Origin of the sequence: Enterococcus sp. AZ009, assembly GCF_050548785.1 — a bacterium.
In the GTDB taxonomy this organism is placed as follows: Bacteria; Bacillota; Bacilli; order Lactobacillales; family Enterococcaceae; genus Enterococcus_D; species Enterococcus_D entomosocium.
The window spans coordinates 3,814,054-3,828,228 of the sequence record NZ_CP172960.1 but is presented as its reverse complement, the minus strand read 5'-3'; the positions used below and the strand labels follow the sequence as shown (position 1 = coordinate 3,828,228).

The window sequence follows — 14,175 nt, the reverse complement described above, 5'->3', positions numbered from 1 at the left end:
AAATTGTCCTCCTATAACTAAGAATAGATATAACTAAAATAGCACGGATTGAAAAAGTTTTCCACAGATTACGATAAAAAAGGTTAGAAAAAAATACTTTTCCACAAAACGGGATAAAAGAAAAATGGAAATGCACATGTTCGAAATCCGACTATCCACAGGCAGAAAAAGAATGTGCATAACTGAAAAATAATCAACTTTATCCACAGATCGATGTGAAGATCCCGCCTTGATAATACTAGGTTTTAGGGCAGTTATCAACAGCTGGAAAAGCGATTGTGGAAAACTTTTCTACAGGCTGTTTGTTTGTGGAAAAAGTCAAACTAACTCTGGGGAAAAAGTTATCCACAAAAATTAGCTGTAAACAGCAAACCCACACAAATCAAGGGAATTGTGGATAAAGAATGGTCGATTTTGAGCAAACTTCTTATTGACAAACTAGTACTTGACTCGTTATACTATCAAAGTATGTCTGTGCGCATAAGCATTATCCTGATGGAGGTGGAAATAAATGAAAAGAACGTATCAACCAAATAAACGTAAACGTCAAAAAGTTCACGGATTCCGTAAACGTATGAGTACAAAAAATGGACGTCGTGTTTTAGCTAGCCGTCGTCGTAAAGGCAGAAAGGTTATTTCTGCGTAAGCCACTGAATGCCAGTGGTTTTTTTTTATGCCGTTTTTGCGGAATATAGTGTCTGACTTTTGGCAAATATGGTATTATTGACAGGTGAGTGGTTACGGATTCAATCCGTTTCGCGAAGCTTAATTGAAAGAAGTGAAGGAACCGAAGATGAGAAAATCCTATCGAGTAAAAACAGAGCAAGATTTTCAAAAAGTTTTTCAGGCAGGAAATTCTTTTGCAAATCGGAAGTTCGTGGTGTATGTCTTACCTAAAGAGCAATCACATTTTCGAGTTGGTTTATCTGTAGGAAAAAAAGTCGGTAATGCAGTGAAGCGAAATGAGGTCAAACGTAAGATTCGTGCGAGCTTAACGGAAATGAAGCCGCGAATCGAACCAGCGATCGATTTTATTGTGATCGCCCGTCCAAGTATCGCCATTTGTTCCTCAAAGGAAATCTACTCGAATTTAGAGCATGTCTTAAAGCTTGCCAAAATTATTCATTAATGGAAAGGAATTAGTTACGTGAAAAAAGGGAAACGCGTCTTACTATTTTGGGGAGTTCTCTCATTAGTAGTTGTCTTATCTGCCTGCGGTGCAACAGGTGAAGTAAATGCACAAAGTACCGGTCTATGGGATCGTTACATCGTTTATTATTTTGCAGAGGCGATCAAAGCCCTCTCCTTCGGCAATGCCGGGATCGGGATCATCCTCTTTACATTGATCATCCGGGTCATTTTGATGCCGTTGATGCACTTTCAAACCAAAAGCATGCGCAAAACGCAAGAATTACAACCGAAGCTAAAAGCGCTGCAGCAGCAATATGCGTCAAAAGATACAGAAACACAAAGCAAGTTAAAAGAAGAAACACAACGTTTGTATGCGGAAAACAATGTCAATCCCTATGCCGGCTGTCTACCATTATTGGTACAAATGCCGATTTTGATGGCCTTGTGGCAATCGATCTCACGGGTTCCTGCTCTGCAAGAAGGAAAATTCTTATGGCTGCAGCTGGGTGATCGTGACCCATACTTCATCTTGCCGATTTTAGCGGCGCTCTTTACTTTTGCAAGTACCTACTTATCAAGTATGAGCCAAGTGGAATCAAATGCGAGTTTGAAAATTATGAATTTCGCTATGCCGATGATGATCTTACTGATGGGGATCAACATTGCCAGCGGTCTTTCCTTGTACTGGGTTGTTTCTAATGCATTCCAAGTCTTGCAAACAATGATCTTAAATAACCCATTCAAGATTCGCCAAGAAAGAGAAGAAGCCGCACGCAAAGAACGCGAGCGTGAACGAGCCCTGAAAAAAGCAATGAGTCCTAAAAAGAAACGGAAAAAATAAGAGGAGGTTGCACTGCAATGCCGATTTATGAAAATCTGACAGTAGCTGAAGCAATTCAAGAGGGATTGCAAGTCCTTGGTATCACCAAAGATCAAGCAGTAATCGAAGTCCTGGATGAAGGAAAAAAAGGCTTCTTGGGTCTAGGAAAAAAACAAGCACGGGTCTCCATTGAAAAACGAATCGTTGAAGAACCGGCACCCGTTGAAGAAGTACCAGCAAAACCGCTGGTAGAACCAGATCCTGTGACGACAGAGGATGCAAGCAGTGTGATGGAAGCAGCAGCGAGCGAACCTGTTTTGCTGACGGATCTTTCAGATGAGGAAGCGCTGGCTCAGCTGGGACTCTATCTGACAAATATTTCAAAAGCATTGAATGCACCCGCCTTAGTAAAAACCGCTCGTCAAGACGGCGTGATCGTCTTTCATTTAGAAACGCAAAAACAAGGCATTTTGATTGGGAAGCACGGCAAAACCTTGAATGCACTGCAATATTTGGCGCAAGTGTATATTCACCGCATCGCGAAAAACAAATTATCGATTGTAGTGAATGTCGGAGATTACCGTGAAAAACGTCAAGCGATCTTAGAACGTTTGGCTAGCCGTACTGCTGAAAAAGTCAAACGAACAGGCCGCCCGGTCTTTTTAGAGCCGATGCCGGCGTTTGAAAGAAAGCAGATCCATTCCGTATTGAGTAAAGATGCGTATGTTCAAACTCATTCTGAAGGGGATGAACCGTATCGCTACTTAGTAGTGGAACCTGCGGACAAACGAATTTAATGAAAAAAGGGAAAGGCGGTCTGACAAGCCTTTCCCTTTTTTGATGGGAAAAAGCGATTGACAACAAATTTAAAACCAAGTATCCTTGACTAGAAATCATTCTTATCAAAGTCAACATACGTTACGTAGGTCAGCCTTTGGTATCAAAAAAGAGTCCGTATGCCGCGGACTCTTTTTTGTATTTCGTTGTTCAAAGGGGCAATTAGCCGCCAATGGTTGATTGAGTAAATTGAACCACCGTACCATAGGCAAAGATCTCAAGGTAGGTTTTGTCGCCTTCGACGATGCGGTCGTGTTCGAAATGACAGTTGATCACTGCATTCGCACCGTAGCTGTGAGCTGTTTCTTTTAAGCGATAGGTCACATCTGCCAAAAGATCGTTCAAATTCACAGATGTATCAAATAGATCTACTTCGATTTTGTCTGCCGCAAAGACGATATCCCGCACGACATAAGGCCGATTCACGTTTCCTGTCGATAAAATGATTTCTTTAATGCGGGCAGCACTGTTTGATGATTTGATGGTTTCCATAATAGATCCCTCTTTTCTTATTCTTTGCTTTTATTTTAAAGGTTTTTGCGGACAGATGCAAAATTTAAAAGTTTTTGAAGGAAGCTTGCGACTCGCGCAAAAATGTGCTAATCTATTTCCAGAATTTAATTGACAAGCAGTCAAAGTGCTAAGTCTACTCGTTTTTATTGATTTTCAATCAATTTGACGGGTGGAGTGGGCACTTTTTTTATGTGAAAAAATAGGAGGAGCATGCAACATGGCGAATATTACGCAAGAATTTGATACGATTGCCGCAATTTCCACCCCGCCAGGCGAAGGGGCCATCAGTATTGTGCGATTAAGCGGGGAAGAAGCAATCGCAATTGCGGATCGGATTTTTCAAGCAGGCACTAAAACCCTCGCCCAAGTCCCTAGTCATACGATTCATTATGGTCATATCGTGGACCCAGAAGAAAACCGTTTGATGGATGAAGTGATGCTTTCAGTGATGAAAAAGCCGCGGACCTTTACCCGAGAAGATGTCGTTGAGATCAACTGTCACGGCGGGATCGTTGTCGTCAATCAACTCTTGCAACTGGTTTTACGACAAGGCGCACGTTTGGCTGAGCCGGGGGAATTCACGAAGCGGGCCTTTTTAAATGGACGGGTTGATCTTTCTCAAGCCGAGGCGGTGATGGACCTGATTCGTGCTAAGACCGATAAGGCGATGAATCTCGCTGTCAATCAGCTGGATGGCAATCTTTCCCACTTGATTCGGACCTTACGCCAAGAGATCTTAGAGACGTTGGCGCAAGTTGAAGTGAATATCGATTACCCTGAATACGATGATGTGGAAGAATTGACGACCCGCTTATTGTTAGAAAAGGCCACGATGGTCAAAGGGCAGATCCAAGCCTTATTAGCAACTGCCCAACAAGGAAAAATTTTGCGAGAAGGCCTGAGTACTGCGATCATCGGTCGGCCGAATGTCGGTAAATCCAGCTTATTGAACCATTTATTAAGGGAAGAAAAAGCCATCGTGACAGACATTGCCGGCACCACCCGAGATGTCATTGAAGAGTATGTCAATGTTCGCGGGGTACCGTTGAAACTGATCGATACGGCTGGTATCCGCGAAACGGAAGATGTCGTTGAGAAAATCGGGGTCGAACGCAGCCGCAAAGCACTGGCAGAAGCGGAGTTGATTTTGCTGGTTCTCAACCAAAGCGAAGGATTGACCCAGGAAGACAAACAATTGCTGGAGCTGACTGCTGGCAGCCGTCGGATCATCTTATTGAATAAGACCGACCTTGAGCCAAAACTAGCGCCCGCTGAATTAGCGCAGTACGCAGCAGATGAACCGATTTTTTCTGTCTCTGTATTGACCAACGAAGGCTTGGATCAACTGGAACAAGCCATTGCCGATCTATTCTTTGGGGGGAAAACCACCGACAAGGATGCTTCCTATCTTTCTAACACCCGCCACATTGCCTTATTAGAAAATGCCGTTCAGTCGTTGTCTGAGGTCATCCAAGGGATCGAAGCAGGAATGCCTGTCGACTTGGTTCAAATCGATATGACACGCTGCTGGGACTATCTAGGAGAAGTTGTCGGCGACAGTGTCCAAGATGAGTTGATCACCCAATTGTTCAGTCAGTTTTGTTTAGGAAAATAAAGAATGCGCCACTGGCGTAAAAAGGAGAACACCATGCAAGAATATCAAGCAGAAAGTTATGACGTGATCGTTGTTGGTGCCGGCCATGCCGGATCAGAAGCTGCCTTAGCAGCCAGCCGAATGGGGGCAAAAACCCTTTTACTGACCATCAACTTAGACATGGTCGCATTCATGCCTTGTAATCCCTCCGTCGGCGGACCAGCAAAAGGCGTCGTGGTGCGCGAAATCGATGCTTTAGGCGGAGAAATGGGCAAAAATATCGATAAAACCTACATCCAAATGCGGATGCTCAATACAGGAAAAGGTCCCGCAGTGCGGGCTTTGCGGGCGCAAGCCGATAAACATGCCTATGCGGCTGAAATGAAACGAACGATCGAAAAAGAAGCCAATCTAACACTGCGCCAAGGGATCGTTGAAAAGCTGATCGTTGAAGAAGGCGAGTGCCGTGGCGTCGTGACATCTACAGGCGCTCGTTACCAAGCCCAAGCTGTAGTGATCACTGCAGGAACAGCGTTGCGAGGGGAGATCATCATTGGAGAGTTGAAGTATTCTTCTGGTCCAAACAACTCCCAGCCATCGATTGGATTAGCCGATCATTTGAAAGAGCTTGGTCTAGAGATCGCTCGTTTTAAAACCGGTACACCACCGCGGGTCAAATCCAGCACCATCAACTATGAGGTAACGGAGATCCAGCCTGGCGATGAACAACCGAATCACTTTAGTTACAGCACACCCGATGAAGCCTACAATCAAAACCAAGAACCTTGCTGGTTGACCTATACGAACGAAGGGACGCACCAAATCATCAACCAGAATTTACATCGGGCGCCGATGTTTACAGGGATCGTCGAAGGGGTAGGTGCCCGTTATTGTCCATCCATCGAAGACAAAATCGTGCGTTTTGCAGACAAATCTCGTCACCAACTATTCTTGGAGCCAGAAGGATTGAACACCGAAGAAGTGTATGTTCAAGGGCTTTCTACTTCTATGCCAGAAGACGTCCAAGTCCAAATGCTGCATTCCATCGCAGGTTTAGAAAAAGCGGAAATGATGCGGACGGGCTACGCCATTGAATATGATGTCGTGGTACCTCATCAATTGCGTCCAACATTAGAAACCAAAGTCATCGAAAACCTCTTTACGGCAGGACAAACCAACGGAACCAGCGGCTATGAAGAAGCGGCCGGTCAAGGCTTGATTGCCGGCATCAATGCCGCTTTGAAAATTCAAGGCAAAGAACCTTTCATTATGAAACGCAGCGACGGTTATATCGGTGTGATGATCGATGATTTGGTGACCAAAGGAACCAATGAACCATACCGTTTATTGACCTCTCGTGCCGAATACCGCTTATTGCTGCGTCATGATAATGCCGATCTGCGTTTGACCGAAGTGGGACATCAAATTGGGCTCGTCCCAGAAGCGCAATACGAAGCATATGTAGCGAAAAAAGAAGCTGTTGAAGCAGAAATCAAACGCTTGTCTAAAATCCGCATCAAACCAACGCCAGAAGTACAAGCATATTTGACTGCCAAAGGGACGGCCACCTTGAAAGATGGCGTTTTAGCAAATGAATTCTTGCGCCGGCCTGAAGTGACGTATGCGGAAATGCTGCAATTTATCGAAGCCAATGAAGCATTGAAGCCAAAAGAGATCGAACAAGTCGAGATCCAAATCAAATACGAAGGTTATATTAAAAAAGCCCTCGAAAAAGTGGAGAAACTCAAACGGATGGAAGCCAAACGCATTCCTGAAAACATCGACTATGCCGCTATCAATGGCTTGGCAACAGAAGCCAAACAAAAACTGCAAAAAATCCAACCCGAAACCATCGCCCAAGCGAGCCGTATCAGCGGAGTAAACCCAGCTGATATTAGTATTTTGATGGTGTATATCGAACAAGGGAAGATTGCAAAGGTTAACTAAAGACGGTTAATATTCTTTGAAAAACCAATTTATAAATGGTAAATACAGTGTCAAAAGCCCGCTACGAGAGTAACTCGCAGCGGGCTTTTTGTGTTAGCAATTGAATTATTCAACTTTTTCAATCGTAGTGGTTCCCCAATTCATGATGTTGCTGAGATGGACATAGCCATCGTACAAATTCAAGAAAATTGAGAAGGCACAGACGATATAGATCAATACATAAAAATTATTGGCCTTTTTGTTACGCCATAAGACAAAGCCATCTAAAATCAAACCTAATGGAAAGAGAAATGAGCCGATTCCAGCTAACAGTAGCAAGAGCAGACTTTCATCTTTTTCCGTTGCCATCGTTCTTTGGAGTAACGACAATTTTTCTTTTTTGTCGTTGATCTCTTGATTATTGGTTTCGATCCGCTCTTTTAACGCTTCGTTTTCCCGCAAGAGCTCATCAATCGAGACTTGATAGAGATCGCTCAACAAAATCAAATTCTCAATATCTGGATAGCCGCGCCCGTTTTCCCATTTTGAAATCGACTGGCGTGAAATCTGTAATTTTTCTGCGACTGCTGTTTGCGACAATCCGGAAGACTCGCGACAGCTTTTTAATTGTTCTGCTAAAGCCAATGTATGCTCCTATCTGCTATTTAACAACTAGCTTCCCATTTGAGATCGTGGTTACGACACTCCCATTGGTAGTGATTATACCTGCTTTTTGCTTAAACGTACAGGTGGCTTTAGTGGACGTGTGAGTTAATGAACTAGAAGTGATACTTCCTCTGTGAGCAACTAAACTTAAATTCGAAGTGCCTGTAAATTGATTGCGGCTATTGACCGTGACATTGTAACTAGCGGTCCAATTACCGGTGGATGTTTTTGACACGCGATACGTTCCTGCTGCCAGATTTGCCCGGAATGACGGCAATTTTTCAATGGTCAAAATCAACTCGTTGCCTTCTTCATCTACGGTGATCAGCTGCTCATAGGGACTATCTGATGCTAAGTCGTAAACGAGTTCAGGTTCTTCCACTGTTTGGGCGGCAGCTGGGAGAGCAAAGAAGAAACAAATAAAAATAAACGGCACAAAAAATAATTTTTTCACAAATACCACTCCTTGTACTTTTGATAGTTTAAGTATACAAGGTTTGGCTAGTTAAAGAAAGCACAAGCTAATTTGCAACGGCAACGGATGGTTTACAGTTGTTGCTAGAGCAGCATTTCATAGGCTTATTTTTTAGGATGTCGAGAAATTTTAAACGTAATGGTTCATTCAAAAGGTCTTCGTTTTTTAGGTTTCTGACAATGAAACGTTGTTTTTTAAAAGAAACGTTAAAGAAGCGGTTGCTTTAGTTTTAACCAAACCTAGCTGTAAAAGGAAACAAAAAAGCGAAAGAGAAGGTAACGTTTCGCGCCGTTAAAACGACAAACGTAAGACCTCCTTCCGCTTTTTTGCGGCCAATTTTATTCTCCTAAATCAATATCCTTTTGATGGTCACCATCTTTTTTATAAACGTTCACCACGGATTCTTTGTTTTCGGCAATTTCTTTGGCACGGGCGATGGCCTCTGCTTTCTTGTCGAAATGATCACTGGCACGTTTTGCTCCTTTGGAACGGACTTGCCATTGGTCCTCTTCATACACAACTTCAACATCCGCATTCATTAATTTTTTCGCATTTTTATTGGTTTGATGGGCATCATCTTTTTGCGGATTTTTCTCTTTCTGAAAAGCTTTCTTCTCCTCTTCATCTGCATTGTCATACCATTTTTCTGCTTGACTCGTGGCGATCGGGATCGCCCGATCGTCAGAATAGCCATCGGCTAGCAGGGCATTGGCGATATCGATCGCTTTTTTACGAACTAAGGGGTCTAGATTCTTCATTGACGCAGGATAATCACGGACATTCCAAGGCATTGTTTGGTTCCTCCTTTTTCTTGATCCAAAGTCATTTTCCTAGGGGTTCCTTTTTACAGGCACCACCAGATATTACTTATTAGTTTACCCCCTTCTATAAAAAAGTGAAATCATTTGCTTTCTGGTCAAAAATGAGGGCACTTTCTTTTTTCATTTTCTAATAAACGAGGATTTATTTTTGTTAACAAAGCGTTATATTTCCCAAAAAAAAATGAATGGTTTAGAATTTTATTATAGAGAAAAGGAGGACGTAAGAATGAGTGAACCTATTTTGACTGATCCACGGGAACTTTATCACACGGGTAAATACAGCAAACAGGAACAAGATACGCCTGCTTTACAAGAAGAAATGCGACCAAAACCTGATTGTGGTGAAGACTCTTATGAGGGAAGTCAGCAGTTAGAAAACCGGCGGGTACTGATTACCGGTGGGGATTCTGGGATCGGACGAGCAGCAGCGATTGCCTTCGCTCGTGAAGGAGCAGACATTGCCCTGCACTTTTTCCCAGGAGAAGAAGAAGATGCCGAAGAAGTTGCAGGGTACATCAAAGAAGCCGGACGCAAAGTGATTTTGCTACCCTATGACCTGCGAGACGAAGCGGCACCACAAGAGATCGTTGACAAAGCGGTAGCAGCATTAGGTGGGTTAGATACATTAGTATTGAACGCAGCACAGCAAATCACGCGGCCATCGATTGCAGAATTACCGATTGAACAAGTGAAAGACACCTTTATGGTAAACATTATCTCAATGTTTGCATTAGTGAAAGCAGCTGAGCCACACTTACCGGCTGGGGGAGCGATCGTGACAACGACTTCTGTCCAAGCCTTTAGTCCAAGCGCCCATTTAATGGATTATGCGGCAACCAAATCGGCGATCGCCAGTTTTACAGTCAGCTTGGCGAAACAATTTGCTGAAAAAGGGATTCGGGTCAATGGGGTAGCCCCAGGACCAATCTGGACACCATTACAGTTAGATCATGGCCAACCGCAAGACAAGCTGCCTGAATTTGGTCAGCAAGCATTACTGGAGCGGGCAGGACAACCAGCTGAGCTGGCACCCGTCTATGTCTTTTTAGCTTCCAATAAAGCTAGCTATGTGACAGCACAGATTTATGGTGTTACCGGCGGAGAAGCCATCAACTTGTAAGCTTATCAAAAAATCGGAGAAAAAGGAGGAGGTGTCCTATGAGTAAAGGGTGGAAAATCGTATCAATCATCGTTTCGTTGATCTTTATCACTGTCTTATTACCAATCGTTTTAATGAGTAATCCTTACATGCAGCTGCCATTTGGTTTGGACAGCAGAGGCAATGTCGTCACGTATTTCTTTGACAACTTGTTTATGCGTCAATATATGTTTTGGGTAGCCGTTGTTTTAATCGCCGTATTCTTGATCGTGATCTTAGTCGTGCTGTTTTATCCAAAAACCAAAACAACCTTTGTTTTGAAAGAGGATAAGGGCGCATTGACGATCGATAAGAAAGCGATCGAAGGACTTGTACGTACGAAAGTAAATGAAAAAGAATTTGTTGAAGGACCAAAAGTTCATGTCAAGGCGACCAAAAATCGAATTTTAATCAAAATCAAAGGCCGCTTGAAACGGACGTCTGCCTTAGTTGGCAAAACCGAAAACTTAATGGCGGAAATCCAACAAGATGTCCAACGAGTGCTTGGCTCAAGTGAAAAAGTCAAAGTCGAAGTCAATTACGCGAATTTTGAACAAAATGAGACTCCGGAAAACCCGCGAGTAGAATAGGAGGGCTATGATGAACGAACTACAACAATACAAAATCCCATTGATTTTTGGAGCAATCGGCCTTGTTCTGGCTGTGTTGTTTGTAACGATCGGTTTTTTCAAAACATTGCTGATTCTACTCCTAACAGGTTTGGGTTTTGCGCTAGGATTGTATCTCCAACGTACCGGTATCATCGACGAATTTTTTAACCAACAATAACGTATTTTATAGGAGGAATTTTTAATGAATAACGATAAAAACGAATTAAACAATGAAAAAAATGTCAGTGCACATCCAGATCCAGTGGTTCCCAACACCAATCATCAAGCCAATGAAAATGCGATTCCAATGACTGAATCACCTGATCCAGTGGTACCAAATGCTGAAAAAGCAGTAGCAGGACAACAAAATGGACCAAAACCAGGGGATCATCCAGCACCAGGAAATCCAGATCCAGCCGGACATCATCCAGCACCGCCAAAACCTGGCCACAACGATTTTGAAGGACCAACCGGGGAAGCACCCGTTCATGGTTCATTGACCTATGATGACAAAGTGATCCAAAAAATTATCGGAATTGCATTAGAAAATGTAGATGGCCTGTTGACGGTCGATGGTGGTTTCTTCTCTAATATTGCTGAAAAATTAGTTAATACAGATAATGTGACTGCCGGTATCAATACTGAAGTTGGGAAAAAACAAGTAGCCGTTGATTTAGATATCGTGGTTGAATACGACCGCAATATCCCAGAAATCGCTGAACAAGTCAAAGAAGTCATTCAAAAAGAAGTAACGACAATGACCCAATTAGAAGTGATCGAAGTCAACATCAACGTTGTGGATGTGAAAACAATCGCTGAATACGAAGAGGAACAAGAAACGGTTCAAGACAAAGTAACGTCAGCTGCTTCTAAAACCGGCGACTTTGCTTCACGTCAAACCAACAAAGCCAAACATGCGGCTTCCCGCGCGTCTGATCGTATCGAAGAATACAACGAACCTCGCGTGAAATAAAAAAGTTTCATATGAAACAAAAACAAGCATTGATCCTGAGATCAATGCTTGTTTCTTTGAGAAAAAAGCTGACCAGCAGGGTTGGCAGCCTTGCTGGTCAAGGAAAAATGAAAAAAGTTTTTTGGATTGAAATGAGTATAATTTCTATGCCTTAAACCAACCTTAAAGCCCCAGTTAAAAAATAGTAAATTCTCCTAGAAAGCAATCTCTGGCTATTGCATCGCACTGCTTTTTGCGTTAAAGTAGGAACTAGTCTGTGAAACATTTTTCTGTTTCACAAAATAGAAAGGATTCGTTATGCTACCTGAAGAATTTCATGAAGAATTACGCAAAAACGGGATCGTTTTAACCGAAGAACAAATGGAAAAATTCGCTGTCTATTTCGAGCGTTTAGTCGAATGGAATCAGAAGATGAATCTAACCGCAATCACGGAAAAATCAGAAGTGTATTTAAAGCATTTCTACGATTCTGTTTCCTTAGCTTTTGAAACCGCCTTTGACCCGCAAAGTCATTTGTGCGATGTCGGTTCAGGTGCTGGCTTTCCAAGTATTCCACTAAAAATCGTGTTTCCTGAATTAGAAGTGACGATCGTCGACTCTTTAAATAAGCGCATCACCTTTTTACAAACTCTTGTGACGGATCTACAATTGGAAAATGTCCACTTGTACCATGACCGTGCAGAAACATTTGGTCAAAACCCGCAATTTCGTGGGCAATTCGATTATGTGACCGCTCGAGCGGTTGCCCGTTTGAATGTGTTAACGGAACTCTGTGTGCCATTGGTGAAAAAAGCAGGCTATTTTTATGCGCTCAAAGCTGCCAAAAGCGAGGAAGAACTGGTTGAAGCCAAACCAGCGATCTCACTCTTAGGCGGCAAATTTATTGAAGAAAAAAGCTTTACCTTACCGGTCAGCGGCGATGAACGCCATCTTTTGATCATTCAAAAGAAAAAAGAAACGCCAAAGAAATACCCCCGCAAACCGGGAATGCCAGCGAAACAACCAATTAAATAGGAGGAAAATCAATGGCCCGTATTATTTCTGTTGCAAACCAAAAAGGCGGCGTAGGCAAAACCACCACAACGGTGAACCTAGGTGCGTCCTTAGCATTTGTCGGCAAAAAAGTGTTACTCGTAGATATTGATGCCCAAGGCAACGCCACAAGCGGTGTCGGCATTCGCAAACCAGATGTGGAACAAGACATCTATGATGTATTAGTCAATGAAACACCGATCGTTGAAGCGATTTTACCTAGCAGCCGAGAAAACTTGGATATCGTTCCAGCGACGATCCAATTAGCTGGTGCGGAAATTGAATTGACCTCCATGATGGCACGGGAATCTCGATTGAAATCGGCTTTGAATGAAATCAAAGAACAATACGATTATATCTTTATCGATTGCCCGCCATCTTTAGGTCATTTGACGATCAATGCCTTTACCGCCAGTGATTCGATTTTGATCCCAGTCCAATGTGAGTACTATGCATTGGAAGGGCTGAGCCAACTATTGAATACCGTGCGTTTAGTACAAAAACATTTTAACCCTGAGTTAGAGATCGAAGGGGTCTTACTGACGATGTATGATGCCCGCACGAACTTAGGCGCGGAAGTCGTGGAAGAAGTCCGCCGCTATTTCCAAGAAAAAGTATACGAAACCATTATTCCGCGGAATATCCGGTTGTCTGAAGCACCTAGTCATGGATTGTCGATCATTGATTATGATCCACGCTCAAAAGGAGCCGAAGTCTATCAGACGTTAGCAAAGGAAGTGTTAGCCCGTGAAGAATAAAGGGAAAGGATTAGGGCGTGGGATCGATGCGTTGTTTCAAGACCTGCAAGGGTTAGAAGAAGTCGATATCAAGACAGAAAAAGTCGTTGAACTGCCTTTAAACGAATTAAGACCCAACCCTTATCAACCGCGAAAAACCTTTGATGAGCTTTCATTACAAGAACTAGCCAATTCGATCCAACATTCGGGGGTCTTTCAACCGATCATCGTGCGGCAATCATCCGTCAAAGGCTATGAGATCATTGCTGGTGAACGCCGGTTTCGAGCATCCAAATTAGCTGGCAAGGAAACGATCCCAGCCATCATCCGCAATTTTGATGAAGAAGCGATGATGCAAGTCGCCGTTTTAGAAAACTTGCAGCGGGAAGATTTAAATCCTTTAGAAGAAGCAGAAGCCTATGACATGCTGATGAAGAACTTGAAATTGACCCAAGCACAAGTCGCTGAACGTTTAGGGAAAAGCCGCCCGTATATCGCCAATTATTTGCGGTTACTGTCCTTGCCGAAACTCGTCAAAGAAATGGTTCAAGATGACCGTTTGTCTATGGGGCAAGCCCGGACATTATTAGGCTTGAAAAACAAAGAACAGATCTTAAAATTAGCCAATCGTTGTGTCAAAGAAAATCTGACAGTCCGCCAATTAGAACAAATGGTCGCTGAGATGAACGACACGAAAAACGAAAAGAAAAAAGTGCCGCGTCTGATTCGGGAAAAACCGTACTATTTACGAGAAAGCGAAGAACGGTTGATGGATAAATTCGGCACGAATGTCGAGATCCGCGAAAAAGAAGGCAAAGGAAAAATCGAGATCGAATACCTGTCACAAAAAGATTTAACCCGTATTTTAGATTTATTGAACATTCAATTTGATGAAGCTTGA

At 43.0% G+C, this 14,175-nt stretch carries 18 protein-coding genes; 14 read left to right on the top strand and 4 right to left on the bottom strand.

Annotated features, from left to right (window positions below):
• The first annotated feature begins 511 nt into the window (after positions 1-511).
• The 4 genes from rpmH to jag all read left to right on the top strand — a co-directional run bounded on the left by rpmH (position 512) and on the right by jag (position 2,748).
• The gene (gene rpmH, locus IGJ74_RS18105) at positions 512-646 is read left to right on the top strand and encodes a 50S ribosomal protein L34 (protein WP_002356012.1); all 135 of its coding nucleotides are present in this window, start codon (positions 512-514) and stop codon (positions 644-646) included.
• Positions 647-793: 147 nt separating this feature from the next.
• The gene (gene rnpA, locus IGJ74_RS18100) at positions 794-1,129 is read left to right on the top strand and encodes a ribonuclease P protein component (protein WP_142437343.1); all 336 of its coding nucleotides are present in this window, start codon (positions 794-796) and stop codon (positions 1,127-1,129) included.
• Between the two features lie 18 nt (positions 1,130-1,147).
• Positions 1,148-1,972: a YidC/Oxa1 family membrane protein insertase gene (locus IGJ74_RS18095; RefSeq protein ID WP_218193020.1), complete on the top strand. Its 825-nt coding sequence runs from the start codon at positions 1,148-1,150 to the stop codon at positions 1,970-1,972.
• 17 nt (positions 1,973-1,989) lie between these two features.
• A complete protein-coding gene (jag, locus tag IGJ74_RS18090) occupies positions 1,990-2,748 on the top strand; it encodes an RNA-binding cell elongation regulator Jag/EloR (RefSeq protein ID WP_005232929.1) in 759 nt (252 codons plus the stop codon).
• Positions 2,749-2,950: 202 nt separating this feature from the next.
• Here the strand turns inward: jag and IGJ74_RS18085 are convergent, their stop codons facing one another.
• Positions 2,951-3,280 (bottom strand): heavy metal-binding domain-containing protein, encoded by a 330-nt coding sequence (locus IGJ74_RS18085; RefSeq protein ID WP_005226284.1) that lies wholly within the window; start codon positions 3,278-3,280, stop codon positions 2,951-2,953.
• A 238-nt stretch (positions 3,281-3,518) separates the two neighbouring features.
• Here IGJ74_RS18085 and mnmE point away from each other — a divergent pair, with 238 nt between their 5' ends.
• Together mnmE and mnmG are read left to right on the top strand one after the other, a co-directional pair.
• Entirely contained in the window at positions 3,519-4,916 is a 1,398-nt protein-coding gene (gene mnmE, locus IGJ74_RS18080) for a tRNA uridine-5-carboxymethylaminomethyl(34) synthesis GTPase MnmE (RefSeq protein ID WP_034859087.1), read from the top strand.
• A gap of 33 nt (positions 4,917-4,949) precedes the next feature.
• Entirely contained in the window at positions 4,950-6,842 is a 1,893-nt protein-coding gene (gene mnmG / locus IGJ74_RS18075; RefSeq protein ID WP_008376950.1) for a tRNA uridine-5-carboxymethylaminomethyl(34) synthesis enzyme MnmG, read from the top strand.
• 105 nt (positions 6,843-6,947) lie between these two features.
• On the opposite strand, the gene IGJ74_RS18070 is transcribed toward mnmG, so the two are convergent.
• The 3 genes from IGJ74_RS18070 to IGJ74_RS18060 all read right to left on the bottom strand — a co-directional run bounded on the left by IGJ74_RS18070 (position 6,948) and on the right by IGJ74_RS18060 (position 8,753).
• Positions 6,948-7,466 (bottom strand): helix-turn-helix domain-containing protein, encoded by a 519-nt coding sequence (locus IGJ74_RS18070; RefSeq protein WP_005232932.1) that lies wholly within the window; start codon positions 7,464-7,466, stop codon positions 6,948-6,950.
• A gap of 16 nt (positions 7,467-7,482) precedes the next feature.
• On the bottom strand, positions 7,483-7,950 hold the full coding sequence (locus IGJ74_RS18065) for a DUF5626 family protein (protein ID WP_005232933.1): 468 nt from the start codon (positions 7,948-7,950) through the stop codon (positions 7,483-7,485).
• Positions 7,951-8,300: 350 nt separating this feature from the next.
• Entirely contained in the window at positions 8,301-8,753 is a 453-nt protein-coding gene (locus IGJ74_RS18060; protein ID WP_194187793.1) for a DUF2188 domain-containing protein, read from the bottom strand.
• Positions 8,754-9,009: 256 nt separating this feature from the next.
• Here IGJ74_RS18060 and IGJ74_RS18055 point away from each other — a divergent pair, with 256 nt between their 5' ends.
• From IGJ74_RS18055 to IGJ74_RS18020, 8 genes are all read left to right on the top strand, one after another.
• On the top strand, positions 9,010-9,903 hold the full coding sequence (locus IGJ74_RS18055) for an SDR family oxidoreductase (protein ID WP_008376956.1): 894 nt from the start codon (positions 9,010-9,012) through the stop codon (positions 9,901-9,903).
• A gap of 38 nt (positions 9,904-9,941) precedes the next feature.
• Positions 9,942-10,511: an alkaline shock response membrane anchor protein AmaP gene (amaP, locus tag IGJ74_RS18050; protein ID WP_005232936.1), complete on the top strand. Its 570-nt coding sequence runs from the start codon at positions 9,942-9,944 to the stop codon at positions 10,509-10,511.
• A 7-nt stretch (positions 10,512-10,518) separates the two neighbouring features.
• Positions 10,519-10,710: a DUF2273 domain-containing protein gene (locus IGJ74_RS18045; RefSeq protein ID WP_005226258.1), complete on the top strand. Its 192-nt coding sequence runs from the start codon at positions 10,519-10,521 to the stop codon at positions 10,708-10,710.
• Positions 10,711-10,734: 24 nt separating this feature from the next.
• Positions 10,735-11,505 carry an Asp23/Gls24 family envelope stress response protein gene (locus IGJ74_RS18040; protein ID WP_061053516.1) on the top strand — a complete coding sequence of 257 codons (771 nt, stop codon included), beginning with the start codon at positions 10,735-10,737 and terminating at the stop codon, positions 11,503-11,505.
• Positions 11,506-11,516: 11 nt separating this feature from the next.
• A complete protein-coding gene (locus IGJ74_RS18035) occupies positions 11,517-11,660 on the top strand; it encodes a hypothetical protein (protein ID WP_005232938.1) in 144 nt (47 codons plus the stop codon).
• A 142-nt stretch (positions 11,661-11,802) separates the two neighbouring features.
• The gene (rsmG, locus tag IGJ74_RS18030; protein WP_005226256.1) at positions 11,803-12,519 is read left to right on the top strand and encodes a 16S rRNA (guanine(527)-N(7))-methyltransferase RsmG; all 717 of its coding nucleotides are present in this window, start codon (positions 11,803-11,805) and stop codon (positions 12,517-12,519) included.
• 11 nt (positions 12,520-12,530) lie between these two features.
• Complete coding sequence (locus IGJ74_RS18025; RefSeq protein ID WP_005226255.1) at positions 12,531-13,295, top strand: ParA family protein; 765 nt, start codon at positions 12,531-12,533, stop codon at positions 13,293-13,295.
• Entirely contained in the window at positions 13,285-14,175 is an 891-nt protein-coding gene (locus IGJ74_RS18020) for a ParB/RepB/Spo0J family partition protein (RefSeq protein ID WP_005226254.1), read from the top strand. The genes IGJ74_RS18025 and IGJ74_RS18020 overlap by 11 nt, the downstream gene beginning before the upstream one ends.